Genomic DNA, 22,362 nt, shown 5'->3' on the forward strand with positions numbered 1-22,362 from the left:
TTCAGGCTGCTCACTAAATCTAAGCACACTTAGCACTTTGGGAATTCCGGGGGCCGTCCCGTCGCCGCTGCAAGGCTTCACCGCCGCTACAGCACCCGCGCGAGGGCGAAGCCGTCCCAGCCTTTGGAGCCCACGGTCTGGATGACGGTGCCGTCCAGCCGCGGGTCTTCGCCCAGCATATGCAGCGCGCTGATGATGCCGGGGGCGTTGACGGCGTCCATGGAGGGCTCCAGCACGGCGCCTTCCCAGACCACGTTGTCCATTACGACGGCGGTGCCGGGCCGGCCGAGGCGGATGGCCCAGTCGAGATAGTGCGGGTTGTTTTCCTTGTCCGCGTCGATGAAGACGAAGTCGAAGGGCTCTTCGCCCTCGTCGGCGAGGGCCTGCAGCGTCTCCAGTGCCGCCCCGACCCGGATCTCCACGAGGTGGCCCAGCCCGGCGGCGTCCACATTGGCGCGGGCGACCTTGGCGTGTTTGGGGAGGTATTCGCACGTGAGCAGCCGGCCGCCGTCGGGCAGCCCCTGGGCCATCCAGATGGTACTGAAGCCGGCCAGCGTCCCGATCTCCAGGACCCGGCGGGCGCCGGAGAGCTGGACCAGCAGTTTGAGCAGTTTGCCGGCGGTGGGGGTGACCTCGATGGGCGGCAGGCCCGCCTCGAGGGCGGAGCTCACGGCCCGTTTCAGGGAGTTGTCCGGACGGACCACCAGCTCGGACAGGAAGTTTTCGACGGCGATCCAGCGGGCGGTGGGCTGATGCTCGAACATGCCCCTCAGTCTTCCAGCTGGGCACCCCCGGCGGTAGGCCGCCGGGGGCCGGGATTCGGACGGGCCCGGATCCGGCCCGCGGCGCGCCTGGCTAGTCGCCGAGCGACTGCTCCAGGCGGTCCAGTTTTCCGGTGAGCTCACCGGTGAATCCCGGCCGGATGTCGGCCTTGATGACGAGGGAGACCCTGCTGCCGTAACGGCCCACGGCCTCGGTGGCCCGCTTCACGACGTCGAAGACCTCATCCCACTCCCCCTCGATCGTGGTGAACATCGAGTCGGTATGGTTCGGCAGGCCGGACTCCCGCACGATCCGCACCGCTTCGGCGACGGCGTCGTGGACAGAAGCCTCGTCCGCCGGGACGGCGGCGGAACCGGCGGGCGGGTCATCGGCCGTGCGCGCGGGACGGCCTGAGGGTGCGACAGAGAATGCAAGCAACATGGCACCAGTCTTTCACGTGCTCCGGAGGCCCGGCGGCCCGGATGGAGCACGGAAATGCCCCGCTCCCGGACGGGTCCGGGGCCCGGAGCCTGCGGCCGGGTCCGTCACATAAATCAATACCCGGAAGTAACCTCCCCGACCCGGCTCCGCGTTGCTAACCTGAGCAAATGAACCGGGTAGCAGACCGCAGGCCGCTCCGCGCCGATGCCGCGCGGAACGTGGACAAGATCATCACCGCCGCCCGCCAGTGTTTCCGGGAGCACGGCCCCGAGGTGCCGCTCCAGACCATCGCCGTGACGGCCGGCGTCGGCCCCGCCACGCTCTTCAGGAATTTCGCCGACAAGGAAGAACTCGTCCTCGCAGCCCTGCACCGCCAGCTCGGCCTGCTGGTCGATCCGGTCATCGAGGAGGCCCTCGCCGCGCCGGACGCGGCGGACGGGCTCTTCCGTGTCATTGACGCACTGATGGGCGTTGCCAGCGAAGAAGCCAACCTGCTGGGAGCCGTCGCCGGCCGGCGCGGGCTCCTCACCGGCATCACGGGCGATCTGATCGAATCCGTGGCCGTGCTCCTGGGCCGCGGACAGGGGCAGGGAACTTTGCGCAGCGACATTTCGATGACGGACCTGATCCGCCTGCTGGCTATGCTGATCGGCGTCGTGGACACCATGGAGGCCGGTTCGGATGCCTGGCGCCGGCCCGTCGCGCTTGTCGAGGACGCCATCCGCACCGAGCGTCCGCGCCGGCCGCTGCCGCCGCAGGCACCGCTGCCGGGGACGGCGTTCGACTCTGTCCTCTGCTAGCCCCGGTGTCATGGGAAACCGTGGCGGGCGCCGTTGGCGGCGTGCTGCTGGTCTACGCGGTCCTGCTGCTCCTCCTGTGGGGCCACGCGCGCCGGCACCCGGAAACGGTCGCGATGAAGGACGCGCTGCGGTTGCTGCCGGACCTGCTGAGACTCCTGCGGCGGCTGCTCGCTGACAAGTCCCTGGGCGCCGGGGTGCGGATCAGGCTTGCCCTGCTCCTGGCGTACCTGCTCTCCCCGATCGACCTTGTCCCGGACTTCGTGCCCGTCCTTGGCTACGCGGACGACGTGATCATTGTGGCCCTCGTGCTGCGCTCGGTAATCGCGCGGGCGGGCGAGGACGCGGTGCGCCGGCACTGGGCGGGAACGCCCGACGGGCTGCAGCTCATCCTCAGGCTCGCCGGCCTCGGAGCACCGCAGTAGGAGCTCAGGAGCTGACTGCCGTTCCGGCCGGACCGCCGTCGAACCTCTGGAGGATCTCGTCGGCAATGACCCGAAGCTTGACGTTCCTGGTGTTGGAGACCTGGGCCAGCAGCTCGAACGCCTCGGTCTGCGAGCAGCGGCTCTGGGCCATGAGGATTCCGGTGGCCAGGTTAATCACGGTCCGCGACCGCATGGCCTGCAGCAGGTCCCGCTGCAGGCCTCTGGCGGAGTCAAGCCGGACAGCCAGCCGCATCACCTTGGCGGCGCGGAGTGCGAGCGCCCCGCACGCTGCCACGGCGCCGTCGTCGAAAGCCTCGGGGGATGTCGACGAGAAGGTCAGGATGGCCGTGGTGTCCCGATCCCCCAGCAGTGTTACGGCGAGGACACTGCGGTTCCCGCGCTGGGCGGCGGCCCGCTGGTAGCGCCGCCACCGGGGATCCATCGTCGTGTCCGGCACCAGCACCGCCAGCCCGGCCTGCCGGGCCTCCAGTCCAGGGCCCTCCGCCACACTGTCCTGCAAGCTGTCCAGCAGCAGGGCCTCGGGGCCGCTGCCGGCCAGGACTGTCGGCTGCCGGCGCCGGGCCAGCCGCACCGAACACAGCACCGGGCGGCCGGTTTCGGCGGCGGCGATCTCGGCGGCCAGGTTGGACAGTTGCTGGAGGAAATCCTCCAGTGCGTCGTTGTCGAGCAGGAGGTCCTGCAGCCGCTCCGAGAGCCGGTTTCTTAGCATCAATCCTCCGACGGCTTCTCTTTGGCCTCCTGGAGGTGGTGCTGCAGCTTCTCCTCGGCCTCCCGGCGCCGCCGGGCCATCTCCCGCAGCTCGCGGGTGGACTCGGCACCAGGCGGAACGAACGGCTCGTGCGGCTTGGAATGCTCGCCTTTGCCGGGCGCAGGAGTATCCGGATCCTCGTTGTCGCTCATACCCGAATGCTCCCACGGGGCCTTGGCGGCAAGTAGGGACTAAAGACCGTTACGGAGCGGTACGGCGCCAGCCGGCGGAGCAGTACTTCGCGAATCTGCGGAGCTGCTAGCTCCACCCCAGCAGCCTGAGTCCGGCTGCCGCGCCGGCCCCGGCGAGGACGACCACCAGGAAGGGCGCCCGGAACAACAGGGCGATACCGGCCGCGGCCAGTGCCCCCAGGCGTGCATCCAGCGCCAGCGTCTGCCCGGAGGCCACGGTGTTCACGATCGTCAGGGAAGCCAGCAGGCCAATGGTCATGGTCCCGGCGATCCGGGACATCCGGGGGTCGCGCAGCACGCTGGCCGGGACCAGATAGCCCAGCAGTTTCCAGGCGTAGGCCAGCAGGCAGGAGAGCAGCAGCCACATCCACAGGCTCATACAGCATCTCCGGAGGGACGCCCGTGCGGTTCGGCGTAGGGGTCCACGTCCGGTTCCAGTCCCTCGTCGCTGCGGCCGTGGCTGAACCAGCCGACTGCCGCGGCCACCACCGCGGCAACCAGGATCGGGACCCCGGCGGGCACAAACGGTACGGCCAGCACGGTGGCCAAGGCGCAGACAACGGCGATCGCCACCGGCTCGCGGCCCTTGAGCCGCGGCCAGAGCAGGCCCAGGAACGCCGCGACGGCGGCGCCGTCCAGGCCCCACTGCTTGGGATCCCCCAGCGACGCTCCGGCGAGCGCGCCCACGGCGGTGAACAGGTTCCAGAGGACGAAGATGCCCAGGCCCGCGGTCCAGAAGCCGCGCCGCTGCTCGAGCGGGTCGGTCTGGCCCGTGCTGGTGGCGGTGGACTCGTCGATGGTGACGTGGGCGGCGGCGAACCGCAGCCAGCCGCGCGGCTGCAGCAGCGCGTTGATCTGCATGCCGTAGATCCCGTTGCGCATGCCCAGCAAAGTGGCAGCACCCATCGCGGCGATGCCGGAGCCGCCGCCGGCCACCACCCCGATGAAGGCGAACTGCGAGCCGCCGCTGAACAGCAGCAGGCTCAACGCCATGGTCTGCCAGAAGTCGAGCCCGGAGGTGACGGACAGTGCGCCGAAGGACACGCCATAGAGGCCGGTGGCGATGCTGATGGAGAGCCCGACCCGGACGGCCGGGGACTGCAGGAGCCTCACCGCAGGCCAGGGTTCCGCAGGCTCCAGGCCCAGGCAATGAGCGGCGCCTGCAGCGGCAGCCGCAGGGTGTGTGCGCGGCGCTGGCCGGGCGTCCCGTCCGGGCCGTACGCCTTGCGCAGGGCGTCGAGGTGTCCGGCGAGGAATACGGTGAACATGGCCGCGACGCCCCCGGCGGCGGCGCGGCGGGTCGCCGGGATCAGCAGCCCGACGGCGGCGCCCGCCTCGACCAGGCCGCTGAGGGCCACCCATTCCTCCCGGGAGAGCACGGCGAGGGGGCTGTTGGACCGTTCGCCGGTGTCGTCGCGGCACAGGAAGTCCGGAACCACCGTGGCGAAAAACCCGGGATCGTCGAAGTGCTTCGCGGCGCTGGCCAGTAACAGGGCGCTCATCGCCACGGCGGAAAGCGTCTGGGTGTCCCGGCCGGACCAGCGAGATGGCATGGAATAACTCAATCACAGCCGCGGAGCCCTCGCTAACTGCGGCTGCCAGCACTAAATGGGGACTTTCCGCAGGGGTGCCTGCCCGTCAACCCGGCGTACCTTGTTGACTATGAGCAGTGTCGTGGAAATGACCGGCGTCGTAAAGCGCTTCGGGGCTGTAACGGCCCTGGACGGACTGGATTTCGAGGTGGCGGCCGGCGAGGTGCACGGTTTCCTCGGCCCCAACGGATCCGGCAAGTCCACCACCTTGCGGCTCCTGCTGGGCCTCCTGCGCTCCAGCGCGGGTTCCATCCGGGTGCTGGGCCTGGACCCCTGGCGCGAGGTGGCGACCCTGCACCGCCGGCTGGCCTATGTCCCGGGGGACGTGGCCCTCTGGCCGAACCTCACCGGCGGAGAAGTCATCGACCTGCTGGGCCGGCTGCAGGGCGGCCAGGACCGTGCACGCCGCGAGCGGCTGCTGGAGCTGTTCGAGCTGGACCCCACGAAGAAGGCCCGCACCTACTCGAAGGGAAACCGGCAGAAAGTGGCCCTCGTGGCTGCCCTGGCCACCGACGCCGAGCTGTTCCTGCTGGACGAGCCGACGAGCGGCCTTGACCCGCTGATGGAGGACGCATTCCGCGGCTGCGTCCGCGAATTGCGCGCCCAGGGGCGCTCCGTGGTGCTGAGCAGCCATATCCTCAGCGAGGCGGAAGCGCTCTCCGACCGGGTCAGCATTATCCGCGCCGGGCGGGTGGTGGAGACCGGCCCGCTGGAGCAGCTCCGGCACCTGACCCGCACCGCGGTCACGGCCGACGTCGCCACGGTGCCTCCCGGGCTCGACCTCCTTCCCGGCGTCCACGACGTCGTCGTGACGAACCACCGGGTCAACGCGCAGGTCGAGCCCGCCGGACTGACCCACCTGATGCAAGCGCTGACGACGGCGGGACTGAAGTCCCTCACGAGCCAACCGCCGACGCTGGAGGACCTGTTCCTGCGCCACTACGGTGACATCGCCGCCGGGGTTCCGGCCGCCGCCGTCGGCACCCCGCCGGGCCGGCCCGGCTCCCCGGGGCCGGGCGGACGGCAGGCCGGCGATGCCTGAGACCCTGGCCGGAACCGGTGTCCTGATCCGGCTCGGGCTGCGGCGGGACCGTTTGCTGCTGCCGGTCTGGATCCTCGGCTTTGCCCTGATCGCCTATTCGACGGCGCTGGCCGGAGCCGAGCTTTACCCGGATCCGGCGAGCCGCGTCGAGGCCGCCACGGTCCTGAACGCGACCGCCTCGATGGTGGCCCTGTTCGGCCGGATCTACGATCCCACCTCCATCGGTGCGCTCTCGCTGATTAAGTACACCGCATTCATGACCGCCATCCTCGCCGTCCTCATGGTCATCCTCACCATCCGGCATACCCGCAGCGACGAGGAGAGCGGACGCCTGGAGCTGCTTGGCGGCGGAAGGCTGGGCCGGGACGCCCCGCTGGCGGCCGCGCTCAGCATCAGCCTCGGCGCCAACGTGGTCCTCGGTTTGCTCGCGGCGGCCGCGCTGACGGCCGGCGGGTTGCCGGCCGTCGGGTCCCTCGCCTTCGGGCTGGGCTGGGCTGCCACGGGGATGGCCTTCAGCGCCGTGGCGGGACTGGCGGCACAGCTGACCGCCAGTGCCAGGGCCGCGACCGGGCTCAGCATCGGATTCGTCGCGATCACCTATGCGCTCCGCGCCGTCGGTGATCTGTCCGAACCGGGCCCCTCGGCGCTTTCCTGGCTCTCGCCAATCGGGTGGAACCAGCAGATCCGGGCATTCGCCGGGGACCGCTGGTGGGTGCTGGTGTTGCCTGTCAGCCTGTGCCTCGTGCTGGTTCCGGCGGCCTTTGTGCTCCGTGCCCGGCGCGACTTTGGCGCCGGGCTCCGCGCTGAGCGCCCCGGGCCGGCTGTCGGCGCGCTCTCCGGCGTCTGGGACCTGGCCGTGCGGCTGCAGTACCGGGTGCTGCTGGCCTGGGCCGTGGCGTTCGTGATTTTCGGCGTCGTGATTGGATCCCTGGCCAGCAACGTGGCAGAGCTGCTGAATTCGCCGAACGTGCAGGACCTGATCAAGCTGATGGGCGGCCAGCAGGCCCTGACAGATGCCTTCCTGGCCGCGGAGATCAGCATCATGGGGGTGCTGGCGGCCGCCTACGGGGTGTCGTCCGCCAACCACCTGCGCAGCGAGGAGGCCGCGGGCCACACCGAAGCCCTGCTGGCGACGGCCACAACCCGGGCCCGCTGGGCGAGCAGCCACTTCGTCTTTGCCCTGGCCGGGGTCGCTTTGCTGCTCCTGCTGGCTGGCGTATCGATCGGGGCGGGCGCCGCTTTCGCTGTCACCGACGCCGCGCTGGTGGGCCGCAGCGCCGTGGCCGCCCTGGCCCAGATCCCCGCCGCCTGGGTGGTGACCAGCGCGGCGCTGGCGGTGTTCGGCTGGGCGCCCCGGCTGGCCGGGACGGTCTGGGGCCTCCTGCTGGCCCTCGTCGCCCCGGGGGAATTCGGCGTGCTCTGGAACGCCCCCGAATGGCTAATGGACCTCTCCCCGTTCCGGCACTCCCCGCTGCTACCGGTGGACGCCGGCGATGTGCCGGCGCTGGCTGTCCTCGCCCTGGCCGCAGCGGCCCTCGCGGCGCTGGGTTATTCCGGCTGGCGCCGCCGCGATCTCGCCGCCTAGGCCCTTTCTGTCTGGGCACCACCAGTCCTTGTTGGTGGAGAAGCTCAGCGGCCCGGTGAGAGTCAGTTGACGAAAACCCCCGTTCCAGGCACCAGTGCCATCGTCACGCCGGCCGGTCGTCTTTTTGTCGGGGCTCGATGATTTGATGGGTTTATGGAAAGCACGGACTGGAGTGCGGAGGGCAGGGAGGCCCTGGCGTCTGTCGCGGCGTTGACTTCGGCACTGGATTCCGTCGCCGGGGGCGGCGCTGGCCGCGCTGACCTGTCCGTTTCTGAACTGACTGGTCCGTCGGGTTCTGGCCAAACTGGTTCTTCTTCCGGTGCTGGCCACATGGGTCCGTCCGGGGCTGGCCCGTCGTGGGATGATCCGTTGCGGGCTTTGGCGGATGCGTGCCTGGACGGGATGGCCGGGGCGGCCCGGCGGGAGGCCCGGAACGCTGCGCTGAAGGTACGCCTGACCGCGGGCTACGCTGAGGCGGCCCGGGCCCTGGCCTCCCCGGCGGCGTCCCCGCATGACCGCGCCGTCCGGGAGATGGCTTTGGTGGCCGAGGTCGCGTGTGTCCTGACCGTCAGCGAACACGCCGCCGGCGCCTTCTTGTCCGAGTGCCGGGCCCTGACCACGCGGCTGCCGCTGACCCTGGCGGCCCTGCAGGCCGGGACAATCTCGTGGGCCCACGCCCGGATCATGGTGGACGAAACCAGCAACCTGGATCCGGCCGCGGCGGCGGCGCTGGAGGCGCACTTCCTGGACCCCGACGCGCCCAACCCGGCCAGGGGGTGCCCTGCCGGGGATCTCGGCCCGGGACGGTTCCGCACCAAGGCGCGCACGTGGCGGGAACGCCACCACCCGGTCAGCATCGAGAAACGCCACACCAAGGGTGCTGCGGACCGGCGGGTCGAGTACTGCCCGGACCGGGACGGGATGGCCTGGCTCTCCGCGTACCTCCCGGCCGACACCGCCGCGGGAATCTGGGAACGGACCACCGCCGCCGCCCGCGCCCTGCAGGGCCCGGACGAGACCCGCACGCTGACTCAGCTCCGCGCCGACGTCGCCGCCACCTGGCTCCTCACTAACAACTGCGCCTGCACCGGGACTTTGGGCGGACCGGCCGGCTGTGATACTCACCGCGCCGGGGACGGCGGTGCCTGCGGGGGCGGCTGCGGGGGTGTGCCGGTCCCGCGGGCGCAGGTCCTGGTCACGGTCCCGGTCCTGTCGCTGCTGGGTTCCGGGGAGGAACCGGCGATGCTGGACGGGTACGGGCCGATTCCGCCGTCGATGGCCCGCCGTCTGGTCGCCGACGGTGCGGGTTCCTTCTACCGGGTCCTGACGGACCCGCGGGACGGTGCCCCGCTGGAGATCGGCCGGACCAGCTACCGCCTCACGAAAGCCCAGCGCCACTGGCTCCACCTCCGCGACGGCAGGTGTCCGTTCCCCGGCTGCAACAACCACTCCCTGGACAATGAGGCGGACCATCTCCTGGCCTGGGCCGACGGAGGGACCACCGGGATCACCAACCTCGGCCAGCCCTGCCCGAAACATCACCGGCTGAAACACAGCTCGGCCTGGACACCAGCCGGGGCCAGCAATCACAGCCCGCCGGGCTGGACCTCACCGTCCGGAAGGTACTATCCCAGCGAGCAGCAGGACTGGGAACCACCCCACTGGCCACCCGGCGCCCTGTTCACGGACGGAAGTCTGCCCGCGGATGCAGACCCGGGCCCAGGCCGGGGCGGCCAGAGCCCGCCCGCGGATCCACGCTGGGGTCCCGACCTGGAACCGCCGCCGGACCCCGGCCCGGATCCCAACTTGGAACTGCCCGAAGACCCCTTCCCGGACTGGCACCACTTCATTGCCGCTTAGCGGCGGCTCTGGGTGCCGGCCGACAGCTGGGCGAGGACCTGCGCGGGCCGGTTGGTGGTGATCTCGTGGATTCCGAGCTCCCGGCAGAGCGCGACGTCGTTTTCCGAGTCCACGGTCCATACCCGGAAGCGGCGGCCGGACTTGAGCCAGCGACGGATGGTCCGGGAATGCCCGCGGACATAGTCGATGCCCGGCCCGGCCAGCCCGGTCTCGCAGTCGTCCAGGATCCGCTCGGCTTCGGTTTGCGCCGCCTTCATCAGGTTCGCGAGCGCCCCGCCGGTAAGCGCCCCCAGGCCGAGCTCCTCGCGGATCTCCAGGACGTCGACGTCGTCCACGAGCTGGCACACGGCGTCGGAGGGGACTGACTTCAGCAGGTGCTTTACCGAGTCGGGGCTGAAGCTCATGAAGGACACCGTGATGTTGCCGAGCCGGGACGTCGCCGGGTCCCAGCCCTGTGACCGGAGGACCTCCAGGACCCGGTCCTCCAGCTTGAGCTGGAAGGGGCTGGGGTGTTTGAGCTCGATCGCCAGGCCGATCTCCCGGCCCGCGGCCTGCAGCAGCACCAGCAGCTCCGGAAGCGTCAGCAGCTGGGTGGACCTGGCACCGTAGGCGTCCGGAATCCTGGCGCCCTTCCAGGACGAAAAGTCCAGCTGCCGGAGCTCGTGGAGGGTCCGGTCCGCCACCGGCCCGGTGCCGTCCGAGGTGCGGTCCAGGTTGGCGTCGTGCAGCAGCACCGCGTGCTGGTCCCGGGTGAGGTGGATGTCGCATTCCACACCGTCGGCGCCGTCGGCGATTGCCTGCAGGTAGGCGGCGCGGGTGTGCTCGGCGAACGCCCCGCTTGAACCGCGGTGGGCGTAGACCAGCGGACGGGCTGCGGCGGACTCGTCAGTCGTCATGCTGCCACGTTAGCCGACAGCCGCTGCCAAAGCGGGACTAGGCTGGGCACATGCAGGTGAATACTGAGCCAAGTACCCGTCCGGAGGGCCCCGGTGACGCCGAAGCCGCCGCGGCCGGCGATGCCGCCCGCCGCCAAACCGTGGCCGCCGGCGACGCCGAGAAGGCGTCCGCGCTGCGGAAGATGAAGCTGCTGGCGCTCTCGCTGCTGGTCCTGATGGCGATCATCTTTGTGGTCGCCTTCGCCCTGCAGAAGCAGTACCCCTGGCTCGAATACGTCCGGGCCGCGGCCGAAGGCGGCATGGTCGGGGCCCTCGCGGACTGGTTCGCGGTAACGGCGCTGTTCAAGTACCCCATGGGCCTCAAAATCCCGCACACCGCCATCATCCCGCAGCGCAAGGACCAGATCGGCGCCTCCCTGGGCGAATTCGTGGAGACCAACTTCCTCTCCGAGCAGGTGGTCCACGAAAAACTCGCTTCCGTTGACATCGCCCGCAAGGCCGGGGCCTGGCTCTCCGGGCCCGGCGGCGCCGAGCGCGTCGCCAAGGAGGGCGCCGCCGTCATCCGCGGCGCCTTTACCGTGCTCAACGACGACGATGTCCAGGCCGTGATCGAGGGCATGGTCCGGCGGCATCTGCTCGCCCCGCCGTGGGGACCGCCGGTGGGCCGGGTCGCCCAGCGCATTTTTGAGGACGGCCACCACCACGCGCTGGTGGACGTGCTCGTGGACCGCACCGTGGACTGGGTGCGGGATAACCAGGAAACGGTCAACCGGCTGGTCACCGACCGGTCCCCGACGTGGGTTCCCTCGTTCGTGGACGGGCTCGTGGGCGACAAGGTCTACGTGGAGATCCTGAAGTTCACCCGCGCCGTGCAGTCCGACCCCCAGCACCAGGTCCGCCTGTCGATCGACAAGTACCTCAAGGACCTCGCGCAGGACCTGCAGCATGATCCGGTGATGATCGCCCGGGCCGAAGGCATAAAGGCCCAGGTCCTCGGCGATCCGGAGATCCGGGAACTCGCCTCCCGCACCTGGGGGACGATCAAGGCGGCGCTGCTCTCCGCCGTCGACGATCCGCACAGCGAGCTGACCGTTCGATTTAAGGCCGCCGTGCACGACTTCGGCACGCGGCTGGTGGTTGACCCGGAGCTGGCCGGCAAGGTGAACAAGTGGATCGGGGACGCCGCGGGGTACCTCGTGAAGACGTACCGCTCGGACATCGCGGGGGTCATCACCGATACCGTGGCCCGCTGGGACGCCGAGGAAACCTCGCAGAAGATCGAGCTCCAGATCGGCAAGGACCTGCAGTTCATCCGGATCAACGGCACCGTGGTGGGCGCCCTCGCCGGGCTCGCGATCTTCACGGTGGCGCATCTGGCCTTCGGCTGACAATCCGACGCCCCGGCTAGGCGGCCGCGACTTTCGCTTTTGCCCGGCCCGGGAGGGCGAAGATCGTGAAAGCCAGCGCAGCGAGCGCCGTGACCACCAGCAGCAGCAGCCCGATCGAGTAGCTGCGTGTCGCGGCGTCGTACGTCGCCCCCATGATCAGCGGCGGGAAGTAGCCGCCCAGGCCGCCGGCGGCGCTGACCACTCCGCTGATGCTGCCGACTTTCCCCGGCGGGGCGAGCACCCCCACCCAGGCGAACACCCCGCCCGTTCCGAGCCCCAGCGCCGCCGCCATGGCGACGAAGGTCAGGCCGGCGGGGACCTCGCCGTCGGGCTGCAGGTTCACCACCCAGGCGAGGACCGCGACGCCGGCCAGCGAGGTGATCACCACGGGCTTGGGCCCGAACTTGTCCGCCAGCACACCGCCCACCGGCCGTGCCAGGACAGCGGCCAGCGCGAAGCCGGCGGTCCGGGCCCCGGCGCCGCTCGGATCGAAGCTGTAGACGTCGCGGAGATAGGTGGGCAGGTAGGTGGCGAAGGAGACGAAGCCGCCGAAGACCACCGCATAGAGGAAGCACATCTTCCAGGTCACCGGGGTCTTCACGGCGTCGACCAGTTTGGGCAGGACGGGGAGGTTGTTGCGGGTCCAGCCCGGGGATTCCTTCATCAGGAACCAGACCAGGGCCGCCATGACCGCGAGGATCGCGGCGATCAGCAGGTGCGTGGGGAAGTAGCCGATCCCGGCGACCAGCCTCGGGTTCAGGAAGGCTGCCAGCGCCGTGCCGCCCATCCCGGCGCCGAAGACGCCGGTGGCGAAGCCGCGCCGGGAGGGCTCGTACCAGGCGCTGACGAAGGGGATCCCGACGGCGAAGACCGTTCCGGCGACGCCCAGCAGCAGCCCGGCACCCAGCACTAGGGCGAAGGAACTGAGGAGCCCGCCGACAGCCACGAGCAGGATCGGCAGAATCGAGGCCAGCAGCACGAAGGTGAACATGGCCCGGCCGCCGTACCGGTCCGTCAGGGTGCCGACGACGATCCGGCCCAGCGAGCCGACAAACACCGGCATGGCCACGAGCACGCCGGTGGCGGCCGGAGTCAGCTCGAGGGTCTGCGTGTAGAAGGCGCCGAGGGTGGCCACCGAGTTCCAGGCCCAGAAACCGACCACCGACGCAGAGGTGGCGAGCACGAGGTTGAGGGTCCGCCCGGCGGGGGCGGCCGAAGGAAGGGGGGCGGATCCGGCCACTGGTGGTCCTCTCAGTTCGACATCAGTTGTGCGCCCGGCCGGAGCCCGGCTCAGCGGTTGCGGGTGTCCCGGTCGCGGGTTCCGACGGCGGACCAGCCCCGGCGGGCGGCGACGGTGGAGTTCCGCGCGGCTGCGGCGCCGGCTTTGCTGCCATCCCTGTCCCGGTCACGCGAGCGGTAGACGATGTAGGGGCGGAAAAGGTAGTGGAACGGGGCTGTGAAGGCATGGACCAGCCGCGTGAAGGGCCAGATCAGGAAGAGCGCCATGCCCACCAGGGTGTGCAGGTGGAAGGAGAACGGCGCAGCCGCCATGGCCGCCAGGTCCGGCTGGAAGACGAACAGGGAGCGGAACCAGGGGGCCACCGTCTCGCGGTAGTTGTGCCCGTGCTCGCCCTCGAAAACACTGGCCAGGGTGGTCCACAGGCCGAACACAATCGCCGCGGTGAGCACCACGTACATGGTCTTGTCGTTCCTGGTGGTGGCCATAAAGACCGGCCCGGTGGTGCGCCGGCGGTAGATCAGCAGAAGGATCCCGCCGAGCGTTCCCACGCCCGCAATACCGCCCACAAACAGGGCGTTGAAGTGGTAGAAGTCCTGGCTCATTCCCACCGCCTGGGTCCAGGCCATCGGAATGACCAGGCCGAAGAAGTGCCCCGCAATCACGGCGAGCAGGCCGAAGTGGAACAAGGGTGAGGCGATCCGCAGCAGCCGGGATTCGTAGAGCTGGGAGGATCTGGTGGTCCAGCCGAACTGGTCATACCGGTAGCGCCAGACCAGGCCGCCGACCAGCACCACGATCATGAGGTAAGGCAGGACGCCCCAGAGCACGATGTCCAGGGCGGAGATTTCGACGGCGGATCCGGGCTCGGTTTCGGACACCAGCATGGTCAGGCCCCCTTCACGGGCAGCAGTCGCGGATCGTACGGGTCCAGGCCCACCGCTTCGGCGGGCGGACCGTAGCCGGCCATCCGCATCACGGCCTGCTCGTCCGCGGGCGACTTCCCGGGCAGGGTGGCGCAGATGGCCTGCAGGATCCGGGCGTGCGGAAGTTCATCCCGGAGCAGCCCGAAGCGGAGCATCTCCAGGCTCGCCCGGAAGCGGGTCAGCAGCTCACGGCCGGCGGCGAGGTCCACGAGCGCGGCGTATTCCAGCACCATCGGCAGGTAGTCGGGCAGTTCCCCGTGGGTGTCCACCAGGATGTCGCTCTGCCGGTAGGCTTTCTTGAAGTTGCCCAGGACTTCGCCGCGGCGCCGGGTGTCCCCGTCCGTCCAGTAGGACAGGTGCAGGGCGTGGCGCTTGCCGAGGTCGAACTCGCGCACGTAGTGGGCCTGGCTTTCCATCGGCGGGCTGGCTTCCAGCGAATCCAGCACCTCCTGGAAGTCCGCGACCGCGCCCGGGAACTCGGCCAGCGCGGCCCGCATGAGCGGCACCTTGCCGATGAGCTCCTCGTCCGGGTAGGACAGGCACCAGGACGCCGCAAGGTAGACCACCTGCTCGCGCCGGCTCACAGCCGCTCCCCGTCCGCCGGGGCGCCGGGACCGGGCGGCGCGGGCGGCTTTTCCGTCACCAGCGCCTTTTCCGGAAAGAGCCCGGAGGGAGCCCCCGTCCCGTCCCAGTTCAGCAGGTTCACCCGGCCGCGCAGTGTGGTTTCCCCGGGCGCCGCGCCGGAGGTCTGCCGGTCCCGCAGGGCGTTGAACGTTTCCACCGCCACCGGGACGGGTCGGCCGCTGGCCTCGCCGAAAGGGGCGGAATCCTGCATGCCCGGCCCGCCCTCGAAATCCAGCGAGCAGCCCATCTCCTCCAGGTCATGGGCCTGTTCCACATGCGCTTTGGGGATGACGTACCGCTCCTCGTACTTCGCGATCGCCATCAGCCGGTACATCTCGTACATGGTCTGGCTGTCCATGCCCACTGCTTCGGGGATGGAGTCGTCGGGGTCGTTGCCGAGGCTGATGCCGCGCATGAAGGAACGCATGGCCGCGAGTTTCTTCAGCACCGCGGTGACCCGGTCGGCGTCGCCGGCGGTGAAGAGTTCCGCGAGGTACTCGACCGGGATGCGCAGCGCGTCGATGGCGCCGAAGAGGTTGCCGGCGTCCTCGCCGTCGTGCCCCTGGTCGCGCAGCAGGTCCACCACGGGTGAAAGGGGCGGCACGTACCAGACCATCGGCATGGTCCGGTATTCGGGGTGCAGCGGCAGGGCCACCTTGTAGACCTTGGCCAGGGCGTAGACCGGCGACCGCCGGGCTGCGTCAATCCAGTCCTCCGGGATGCCCTGGGCCCGGGCTTCGGTCTGGACGGCGGGGTCGTTCGGGTCCAGCAGCACGTCCATCTGGGCGTCGTAGAGTTCCTGGGGGTCCGTGACGGACGCCGCCGCCGTGACGGCGTCGGCGTCGTACAGGAACAGCCCCAGGTACCGCAGCCGGCCCACGCAGGTCTCCGAGCAGACCGTCGGCAGCCCCACCTCCACCCGCGGGTAGCAGAAGGTGCACTTCTCGGCCTTGCCGGTCTTGTGGTTGAAGTAGATCTTCTTGTACGGGCAGCCGGTGACGCACTGCCGCCAGCCGCGGCATTTGTCCTGGTCCACCAGGACAATCCCGTCCTCCACGCGCTTGTAGATCGCGCCGGAGGGGCAGGAGGCCATGCAGGAGGGGTTCAAGCAGTGCTCGCAGATCCGCGGGAGGTAGAACATGAAGGTCTGCTCGTAGGCGAACTTGATCTTGTCTTCGGATTCCCGCCGGACCTTTTCCACGATCGGGTCCAGGTGCCCGTTCTCGGTGGAACCGCCCAAATCATCGTCCCAGTTCGCCGACCAGGTGATCTTTGTGTCCTTCCCGGTGATCAGGGACTTGGGCCGGGCCACCGGGAAATCGTCGCCCAGGGGCGCGTCCACGAGGGTCTTGTAGTCGTAGGTCCACGGCTCGTAGTAGTCCTTGAGCTCGGGCTGGACCGGGCTGGCGAAGATCCCGAAGAGCTTCTTGACCCGCCCGCCTGCCTTGAGGACCAGCTTGCCGCGCTTGTTCAGCACCCAGCCGCCCCGCCACTTGTCCTGGTCCTCATAGCGGCGCGGATACCCCTGGCCGGGGCGGGTTTCGACGTTGTTGAACCAGACGTATTCGGTGCCCGCACGGTTGGTCCAGGCCTGCTTGCAGGTCACGGAACAGGTGTGGCAGCCGATGCATTTGTCCAGGTTCATGACCATGCCCATTTGAGCCATAACACGCATCAGTACTGCACCTCCTGGGAACGACGGCGGACGGTGGCGACCATGTCGCGCTGGTTCCCGGTGGGGCCCAGGTAGTTGAACGCGTAGGCCTGCTGGGCGTACCCGCCTATCAGGTGCGAGGGTTTGACCAGCAGCCGGGTCACGGAATTGTGGATTCCTCCGCGCCGGCCGGTGGCCTCGGACTTCGGCACGTCGATGGTGCGTTCCTGCGCGTGGTGGACGTAGACCACACCGGCCGGCATCCGGTGGCTGACGATGGCCCGGGCCACCAGGACGCCGTTGATGTTCAGGCACTCTACCCAGTCGTTGTCCTTGACCTTGATGGCGTCCGCGTCGGCGGGGCTCATCCAGACCGTCGGCCCGCCGCGGGAGAGCGAGAGCATCAGCAGGTTGTCCTGGTATTCGGAGTGGATGGACCACTTGGAGTGCGGGGTCAGGTAGCGGACCACCACCTCCATGGCCCCGTCCTGGCCGAGTTTGGGTTCGCCGAAGAGCTTGTGCATGTCCAGCGGCGGCCGGTAGATCGGCAGCGCCTCGCCGATATCGATCATCCAGTCGTGGTCGAGGAAGAAGTGCATCCGGCCGGTCAGGGTGTGGAAGGGCTTGAGCCGTTCGATGTTGATGGTGAACGGGGCGTAGCGCCGCCCGCCCGTTTCGGAACCGGACCACTCCGGCGAGGTGATCACCGGGACCGGGCCGGCCTGCGTCTGGGCGAAGGTGATGAATTTTTCCTCGGACCCCTCGGACAGGTCCGCCAGTTTCTTACCCGTGCGGAGTTCCAGGTCCTTGAAGCCCTGCACGGACAGCACGCCGTTGGTGGTGCCGGAGAAGGCCAGGATTGCCTCGGCCATTTTCGCGTCGGTTTCGATCGCGGGGCGGCCGTCCGCGGCGCCGCCGAGCATCACGCCGTTGGAGCGGCCGAGCCGGTCCAGGGGTCCGGCGAGTTTGTAGGTGACGTTCTTGACCGTGAATCCGAGTTTGTCGGCCAGCGGCCCGACGGCGGCCAGCTTGTCCGCGATGGCGGTGTAGTCCCGCTCCACGACCGAAAAGACGGGCATGTTCTGCCCGGGGACCGCGGGGATAGACGTGTCCCGCCAGTCCCGGACGATCCCGCCGGGCTGGGCGAGCTGGCCCGGAGTGTCGTGCTGCAGCGGCACGCTGACCAGGTCCCGGCGCACGCCCAGGTGCGTCTTGGCCATCCGGGAGAACTCCTGGGCCAGCAGGTGGAACATGTCGAAGTCCGTTTTCGTCTCCCACGGAGGATCGATCGCCGGGGTAAAGGCGTGCACGAAGGGGTGCATGTCCGTGGAGGACAGATCATGCTTCTCGTACCAGGTCGCGGCCGGGAACACGACGTCGGACAGCAGCGTGGTGGAGGTCATCCGGAAGTCCGCGGAGACCAGCAGGTCCAGTTTCCCTTCCGGCGCCTGATCGTGCCATTTCACGTCCCGGGGCTTGAGGCCTTCGGCGTGGTCCTTGCCCAGGACGTTGTTGTGGGTTCCCAGCAGGTTCCGCAGGAAGTACTCGTTGCCCTTGGCGGAGGAACCGAACAGGTTGGAGCGCCACAGCACGAGCGTCCGCGGCCAGTTCTCCGGCGCGTCCACGTCCTCGATCGCCGGGTTCAGGGTGCGGTTCTTGAGCGCGTCCGCGATAAAGCTGGGGGTGTCCTTCGCCGTGCCGGCGGCGACGGCGGCCTCCGCCTCGTCCGCGAGGTCCAACGGGTTCCGGTCGAACTGCGGATAGAAGGGCATCCAGCCGAGCCGGGCGGACTGGGCCAGCGCGTCCGCGGTGTGCATGCCGTCCATCGCCCCGGTGGACAGCGGGGACTTCAGCGCATCCGCGGAGTAGCCGTCCTGGCGCCACTGGTCCGTGTGCATGTACCAGTAGCCGGTGCCGATCATGGTCCGGGGCGGGCGTGACCAGTCCAGGGCATTGGCCAGCGACAACCAGCCGGTGACCGGCCGCGTCTTCTCCTGTCCCACATAGTGCGCCCAGCCGCCGCCGTTGCGGCCCATGCAGCCGGTCAGCATCACGAGCGCCAGCACCGCCCGGTAGGTGGTGTCGCCGTGGAACCACTGGCAGATCCCGGCGCCCATGATGATCATGGACCGGCCCTTGGACTGCTCGGCGTTGCGGGCGAATTCGCGCGCCACCCGGATGCAGGCCAGCGCGGGGACGGACGTGATCTCCTCCTGCCAGGCCGGGGTGTAGGGCGTCGCGGCGTCGTCATAGCCGGTGGCCCACTCCCCCGGCAGGCCTTCGCGGCCGACGCCGTACTGGGCCAGCATGAGGTCGAACACAGTGGTGACCAGCTGGCCCTCCACCTCGATGACCGGCACTCCGCGCCGGAGAACGCTGCCGGTGCCGTCGGCGTCCTCGAAGCAGGGCAGCAGGATCTCGGCACTGGCCCCGGAGACCTCACGCAGCGACAGCGCCGGTTCGATCCCCTCCAGGTCCAGGTTCCACTTGCCCTCGCCGCTGCCGGAGTAGCGGAACCCCATGGAGCCGTTGGGAACTGCCGGGCGTCCTGACTTCTTGTCGAACAGCACGGTGCGGAACGCCGCGTCCTCGACCAGGGACTCGGCCGGTATATCCCTCGCGGTGAGGAACTTCGACGGGGTGAGGGTGCCGTCGTCGCGCCGTTCGAGCCGGACCAGGAACGGCAGGTCCGTGTATTGGCGGACGTAGTCGGAGAAGAACGGGACCTCGCGGTCGATGAAGAATTCCTTCAGCATCACGTGGCCCATCGCCATGGCCAGGGCGGCGTCGGTTCCGGCCTGGGCAGGGAGCCATTCGTCGGCGAATTTCGTGTTGTCCGCATAGTCCGGGCTGACCGTCACCACCTTGGTTCCGCGGTACCGCACCTCAGCCATCCAGTGCGCATCCGGGGTCCGGGTGACGGGGACGTTGGAGCCCCACATCATCAGGTAGCCAGCGTCCCACCAGTCACCGGACTCCGGGACGTCGGTCTGGTCCCCGAAGACCTGCGGACTGGCCACGGGCAGGTCCGCGTACCAGTCGTAGAATGACGTCATCACCCCGCCGATCAGCTGGATGAAGCGGGTTCCGACCGCGTGCGAGACCATCGACATCGCGGGGATCGGCGAGAAACCGGCGCAGCGGTCCGGCCCGTAGTTCTTGATCGTGTTCACGTGGGCGGCGGCCGCGATTTCGATCGCCTCCTGCCAGGAGACCCGGACCAGGCCGCCCTTGCCGCGCGCCAGCTGGTAGCGCCGGCGCCGCTCCGGGTCCCCCACGACGTCGGCAAAGGCCAGCACCGGGTCGCCCAGCCGGGCCTTGGCCTCGCGGTACATCTCCACGAGGACACCCCGCGCATAGGGGAACCGGACCCGGGTGGGCGAGTAGGTGTACCAGGAGAAGGCCGCCCCGCGCGGGCAGCCCCGCGGCTCGTATTCCGGGCTGTCCGGACCCACGGAGGGGTAATCGGTCTGCTGGGACTCCCAGGTGATGATGCCGTCCTTGACGTACACCTTCCAGGAGCACGAGCCGGTGCAGTTCACCCCGTGGGTGGAGCGGACCACCTTGTCGTGGCTCCACCGGTCCCGGTAGAAGATGTCGCCCTTGCGGCCGCCTTCCCGGAACACCGCCCTGCCGTCGTCGGTTTGGTCCCACTTCGTGAAAAACCGGCCGAGCTTCAACATGGCATCCGAGGCGGGTCCATCTAACCCCGCGGGGCCTCCGGCAGTCATGACCCAAAGCTAGGTTGCCGTTTCTGGCCCGGATAGGGCCTTACGGCACTGGGCAGATCCCGTGATGAAGATGAGGATCGCGGCCTTCAGGCAGGGGTCAGGCGAAACTCTCCAGCTCCACGCCCGCACTTTCCAGGGCCGCGCGGATCGCGGTGGCCGTGGCGAGGGAACCGGGGCTGTCGCCGTGGATGCACAGGGACTGCGGTTCGATCCGGAGCACGGTGCCGTCAACGGCCTCGACCTCGCCCTTCGTGGCGAGGCGCACCGCGCGTTCGGTGATCCGGCCGACGTCGTCCAGCATGGCGCCGTCCTGCGAGCGCGGCACGAGGGTGCCGTCCGGCAGGTAGGCGCGGTCGGCGAAGGCCTCGGCGAATACCGGGTGGCCGGCTTCCTGGGCGATGCCGAGCAGGGCGGAGCCCGGGAAGCCCAGGACGGGAAGCCCCGGATCGTAGGCCTGGATCGCGGCGACCACGGCGGAGGCCTGCTCGGCGTCGCGAACTGTCCGGTCGTACAGCGCCCCGTGCAGCTTGACGTAGTCCACCGAGGCGCCGACGGCGTGCGCGACCCCGTCCAGGGCGCCGAGCTGGTACAGCACGGCGCCGAAAAGGTCATCGAAGGTGATGTCCATGGCCCGGAGGCCGAAACCGGCGAGGTCCGGGTAGCCGAGGTGGGCGCCCACCCGGACGTCGAGCTCGTAGGCTGCCCGGCAGGTGTCCAGCATGGTCACCGGATCCCCGGCGTGCAGGCCGCAGGCCACGCTGGCGCTTGTGACCAGCGGGAACATCGCGGCGTCGTCCCCCAGGGTCCAGGTGCCGAAGGACTCCCCCAGGTCCGCGTTCAGATCCACAGCGTGCCGTCTTCCTGCGCTGCCTTGTCCTTGCTGCCCCGCTCTGCGGCCGGGCTTTCGGCTTCCGCCGGGCTGGCGGCTGCCGCCGGGCCCCCAAGTTCTCCGGGAATGACGAGCGGCATCGGGCCGAACGCTTCCTTGGCGTTCGCGATGACGGCGCGGCCCATCATCCGGTTGCCCACGCCGCCGACGACGGCGCCGATGCCAAACGGCAGCGCCCGGCCCAGCAGGGCGGTTCCCTGCTTTTTCAGCAGGGTCCGAAGGAACATTGTCTGGATCCGTTCCCGCACCGACCCGAAGCCGGTCAGCGGAACCCGGCGGCTGAAGAGGGAGCCCCAGGCCTGGGTGGGGCCCTTGCCCTGTCCCGCGGCCTGCCCGCTCAGCGAGCTCAACAGTGCGGTGCCCTCCTCGCCCAGCATGATCGCCATGACCAGGGTGCTGGCCTTCTCCGGGTCCACCAGCCGGACGCCGTGGAGTTCGGCGAGGGAGGTGGAGAACAGTGCCGTGGCTTCGAGGAAACCGACGGTCGCGGCGGCCGAGAGGCCCAGCGCAGCGACCGTGCCGACGCCGGGAATCACGGCCGCGCCGCCCACCAGCGCGCCGCCGCCGGTGACGGCGATGAGGTAGTCCCGTTCCAGGGTCGCGGCGAGCTGCGCCGCGGTGGCCCGCGGATGCCGGCGCTGGAGCCGGCGCAGGTTCGCCAGCACCAGCGGGCGCTGGACTTCAACGGCCCGCAGGAGCACGTTGTGGACGCCCGGCTTGGGCTTGCCCTCCGCGTCGAACATCGCGTTGTGTGCTGACTTCTGGGCAATCTTCACTGCCGGGTTGCTGCGCTTGGCCATATCGCCTCTCCGTGAACTATAAGGGTGCTGAGCTTCGTCTGGTCTTAACACTAGGCCACGGGCCCGTCTGTCCGCGCCTCAACCCCGGTCCCGGGAGGGCAGTTAGAGCGCCCACGATTCAGCCACGGCCACGAAGGCCGACGACGCCGGGCCCAGCGGCCCGGGGTAGACGGTGGCCGCGCCGGGCCATTCCACCCCGAATTCCACGAGCCGGCCGGTGCTGCACGGCAGGTACACGTTACTGAGCGAGGCGCTGGAGTCGCCGAGCTGGAAGTTGGGAGCCGCAAACTGCCGGCGGTCGAGGACGCCGCTGATTTCCAGCCCGGCCTTCCGGCCGGTGGTGCGGAATCCCTGCCCGGCGTCGAGCACGACGTCGAACTCGTCGTCGGTGTGGGTGATGGCGTCCAGCGGGAACCGGGCAGCCTCCGGGAAATGACAGGTCAGTTCGGTGGCCAGGGAGGCAGCGAAGAACTCGCTGGTGCCGTAGGTCCGCCAGCCCTGGAGGGTGGCGACCAGCAGCGCGTTGCCTGCGCCCCAGCGCGACCAGTCGACCGTCCAGAACGACGCGAAGCAGCTCGCTGGCTCGCCGGGCAGCAGCGCTCCGCCGGCGTCTACCGGGTGCAGGGCGAGTCCCGCGTTGGCGCCGAGGAGCGCCAGGCTGCGCCGCGCCGTCGCGGTGGCCGATGAGTTCATGACAGGAGCCTATCCGGGTGCGCGTCCGCGGCGCGGAAGCGCCTCGCCGATGCGTACCCG

General features: G+C 69.6%; 22 protein-coding genes. 6 read left to right on the forward strand and 16 right to left on the reverse strand.

The genetic code is table 11. The features are described 5' to 3' along the window. Positions 1 to 86 precede the first annotated feature (86 nt). Together AC50YC_RS12245 and AC50YC_RS12250 are read right to left on the reverse strand one after the other, a co-directional pair. Positions 87 to 764: an O-methyltransferase gene (locus AC50YC_RS12245; RefSeq protein WP_494953785.1), complete on the reverse strand. Its 678-nt coding sequence runs from the start codon at positions 762 to 764 to the stop codon at positions 87 to 89. 91 nt (positions 765 to 855) lie between these two features. After that, positions 856 to 1,203, reverse strand: a complete 348-nt coding sequence (locus tag AC50YC_RS12250) for a thiamine-binding protein (protein WP_494953786.1) — start codon at positions 1,201 to 1,203, stop codon at positions 856 to 858. A 167-nt stretch (positions 1,204 to 1,370) separates the two neighbouring features. On the opposite strand from AC50YC_RS12250, the gene AC50YC_RS12255 reads away from it, so the two are divergent. Further along, on the forward strand, positions 1,371 to 2,003 hold the full coding sequence (locus AC50YC_RS12255) for a TetR/AcrR family transcriptional regulator (RefSeq protein ID WP_494953787.1): 633 nt from the start codon (positions 1,371 to 1,373) through the stop codon (positions 2,001 to 2,003). A 5-nt stretch (positions 2,004 to 2,008) separates the two neighbouring features. Then, a complete protein-coding gene (locus tag AC50YC_RS12260; protein ID WP_494953788.1) occupies positions 2,009 to 2,425 on the forward strand; it encodes a YkvA family protein in 417 nt (138 codons plus the stop codon). Between the two features lie 4 nt (positions 2,426 to 2,429). On the opposite strand, the gene AC50YC_RS12265 is transcribed toward AC50YC_RS12260, so the two are convergent. The 5 genes from AC50YC_RS12265 to AC50YC_RS12285 form a co-directional block, all read right to left on the reverse strand. Beyond that, positions 2,430 to 3,155: a GAF and ANTAR domain-containing protein gene (locus tag AC50YC_RS12265; RefSeq protein ID WP_494953789.1), complete on the reverse strand. Its 726-nt coding sequence runs from the start codon at positions 3,153 to 3,155 to the stop codon at positions 2,430 to 2,432. Next, complete coding sequence (locus AC50YC_RS12270) at positions 3,155 to 3,346, reverse strand: hypothetical protein (RefSeq protein ID WP_494953790.1); 192 nt, start codon at positions 3,344 to 3,346, stop codon at positions 3,155 to 3,157. The genes AC50YC_RS12265 and AC50YC_RS12270 overlap by 1 nt, the downstream gene beginning before the upstream one ends. Positions 3,347 to 3,452: 106 nt before the next feature. Further along, the gene (locus tag AC50YC_RS12275; RefSeq protein WP_494953791.1) at positions 3,453 to 3,764 is read right to left on the reverse strand and encodes an AzlD domain-containing protein; all 312 of its coding nucleotides are present in this window, start codon (positions 3,762 to 3,764) and stop codon (positions 3,453 to 3,455) included. Further along, a complete protein-coding gene (locus AC50YC_RS12280) occupies positions 3,761 to 4,498 on the reverse strand; it encodes an AzlC family ABC transporter permease (RefSeq protein ID WP_494953792.1) in 738 nt (245 codons plus the stop codon). The genes AC50YC_RS12275 and AC50YC_RS12280 overlap by 4 nt, the downstream gene beginning before the upstream one ends. Continuing rightward, positions 4,495 to 4,938, reverse strand: a complete 444-nt coding sequence (locus AC50YC_RS12285) for a DoxX family protein (RefSeq protein WP_494953793.1) — start codon at positions 4,936 to 4,938, stop codon at positions 4,495 to 4,497. The genes AC50YC_RS12280 and AC50YC_RS12285 overlap by 4 nt, the downstream gene beginning before the upstream one ends. Before the next feature lie 109 nt (positions 4,939 to 5,047). Between AC50YC_RS12285 and AC50YC_RS12290 the strand changes: the two genes are divergently transcribed. From AC50YC_RS12290 to AC50YC_RS12300, 3 genes are all read left to right on the forward strand, one after another. After that, positions 5,048 to 6,019 carry an ABC transporter ATP-binding protein gene (locus AC50YC_RS12290; RefSeq protein WP_494953794.1) on the forward strand — a complete coding sequence of 324 codons (972 nt, stop codon included), beginning with the start codon at positions 5,048 to 5,050 and terminating at the stop codon, positions 6,017 to 6,019. Beyond that, positions 6,012 to 7,604 carry an ABC transporter permease gene (locus AC50YC_RS12295; protein WP_494953795.1) on the forward strand — a complete coding sequence of 531 codons (1,593 nt, stop codon included), beginning with the start codon at positions 6,012 to 6,014 and terminating at the stop codon, positions 7,602 to 7,604. The genes AC50YC_RS12290 and AC50YC_RS12295 overlap by 8 nt, the downstream gene beginning before the upstream one ends. A gap of 153 nt (positions 7,605 to 7,757) precedes the next feature. Further along, positions 7,758 to 9,464, forward strand: a complete 1,707-nt coding sequence (locus AC50YC_RS12300; RefSeq protein ID WP_494953796.1) for an HNH endonuclease signature motif containing protein — start codon at positions 7,758 to 7,760, stop codon at positions 9,462 to 9,464. Here AC50YC_RS12300 and AC50YC_RS12305 read toward each other — a convergent pair. Beyond that, a complete protein-coding gene (locus tag AC50YC_RS12305) occupies positions 9,461 to 10,360 on the reverse strand; it encodes a glycerophosphodiester phosphodiesterase (RefSeq protein ID WP_494953797.1) in 900 nt (299 codons plus the stop codon). The two genes, AC50YC_RS12300 and AC50YC_RS12305, sit on opposite strands and share 4 nt — an antisense overlap. A 50-nt stretch (positions 10,361 to 10,410) precedes the next feature. Between AC50YC_RS12305 and AC50YC_RS12310 the strand changes: the two genes are divergently transcribed. Further along, on the forward strand, positions 10,411 to 11,748 hold the full coding sequence (locus AC50YC_RS12310) for a DUF445 domain-containing protein (protein WP_494953798.1): 1,338 nt from the start codon (positions 10,411 to 10,413) through the stop codon (positions 11,746 to 11,748). A 16-nt stretch (positions 11,749 to 11,764) separates the two neighbouring features. On the opposite strand, the gene AC50YC_RS12315 is transcribed toward AC50YC_RS12310, so the two are convergent. The 8 genes from AC50YC_RS12315 to AC50YC_RS12350 all read right to left on the reverse strand — a co-directional run bounded on the left by AC50YC_RS12315 (position 11,765) and on the right by AC50YC_RS12350 (position 22,302). Further along, positions 11,765 to 12,988: an MFS transporter gene (locus AC50YC_RS12315; protein ID WP_494953799.1), complete on the reverse strand. Its 1,224-nt coding sequence runs from the start codon at positions 12,986 to 12,988 to the stop codon at positions 11,765 to 11,767. 50 nt (positions 12,989 to 13,038) lie between these two features. Continuing rightward, positions 13,039 to 13,872: a respiratory nitrate reductase subunit gamma gene (gene narI / locus AC50YC_RS12320; protein ID WP_494953800.1), complete on the reverse strand. Its 834-nt coding sequence runs from the start codon at positions 13,870 to 13,872 to the stop codon at positions 13,039 to 13,041. Positions 13,873 to 13,874: 2 nt separating this feature from the next. Next, positions 13,875 to 14,495 (reverse strand): nitrate reductase molybdenum cofactor assembly chaperone, encoded by a 621-nt coding sequence (narJ, locus tag AC50YC_RS12325; protein WP_494953801.1) that lies wholly within the window; start codon positions 14,493 to 14,495, stop codon positions 13,875 to 13,877. After that, positions 14,492 to 16,210, reverse strand: coding sequence for a nitrate reductase subunit beta (narH, locus tag AC50YC_RS12330; RefSeq protein ID WP_494953802.1), 1,719 nt, complete (start codon positions 16,208 to 16,210; stop codon positions 14,492 to 14,494). The genes narJ and narH overlap by 4 nt, the downstream gene beginning before the upstream one ends. Continuing rightward, the gene (locus AC50YC_RS12335; protein ID WP_494953803.1) at positions 16,210 to 19,920 is read right to left on the reverse strand and encodes a nitrate reductase subunit alpha; all 3,711 of its coding nucleotides are present in this window, start codon (positions 19,918 to 19,920) and stop codon (positions 16,210 to 16,212) included. Before AC50YC_RS12335 ends, narH begins: the two co-directional genes overlap by 1 nt. A 97-nt stretch (positions 19,921 to 20,017) precedes the next feature. Next, complete coding sequence (locus AC50YC_RS12340; RefSeq protein ID WP_494953804.1) at positions 20,018 to 20,767, reverse strand: LamB/YcsF family protein; 750 nt, start codon at positions 20,765 to 20,767, stop codon at positions 20,018 to 20,020. Beyond that, the gene (locus tag AC50YC_RS12345) at positions 20,758 to 21,609 is read right to left on the reverse strand and encodes a hypothetical protein (protein WP_494953805.1); all 852 of its coding nucleotides are present in this window, start codon (positions 21,607 to 21,609) and stop codon (positions 20,758 to 20,760) included. The genes AC50YC_RS12340 and AC50YC_RS12345 overlap by 10 nt, the downstream gene beginning before the upstream one ends. Positions 21,610 to 21,711: 102 nt before the next feature. Continuing rightward, positions 21,712 to 22,302, reverse strand: a complete 591-nt coding sequence (locus AC50YC_RS12350) for a hypothetical protein (protein ID WP_494953806.1) — start codon at positions 22,300 to 22,302, stop codon at positions 21,712 to 21,714. Between the last annotated feature and the right edge of the window lie 60 nt (positions 22,303 to 22,362).

The organism is Pseudarthrobacter sp. MDT1-56 (genome assembly GCF_059383555.1).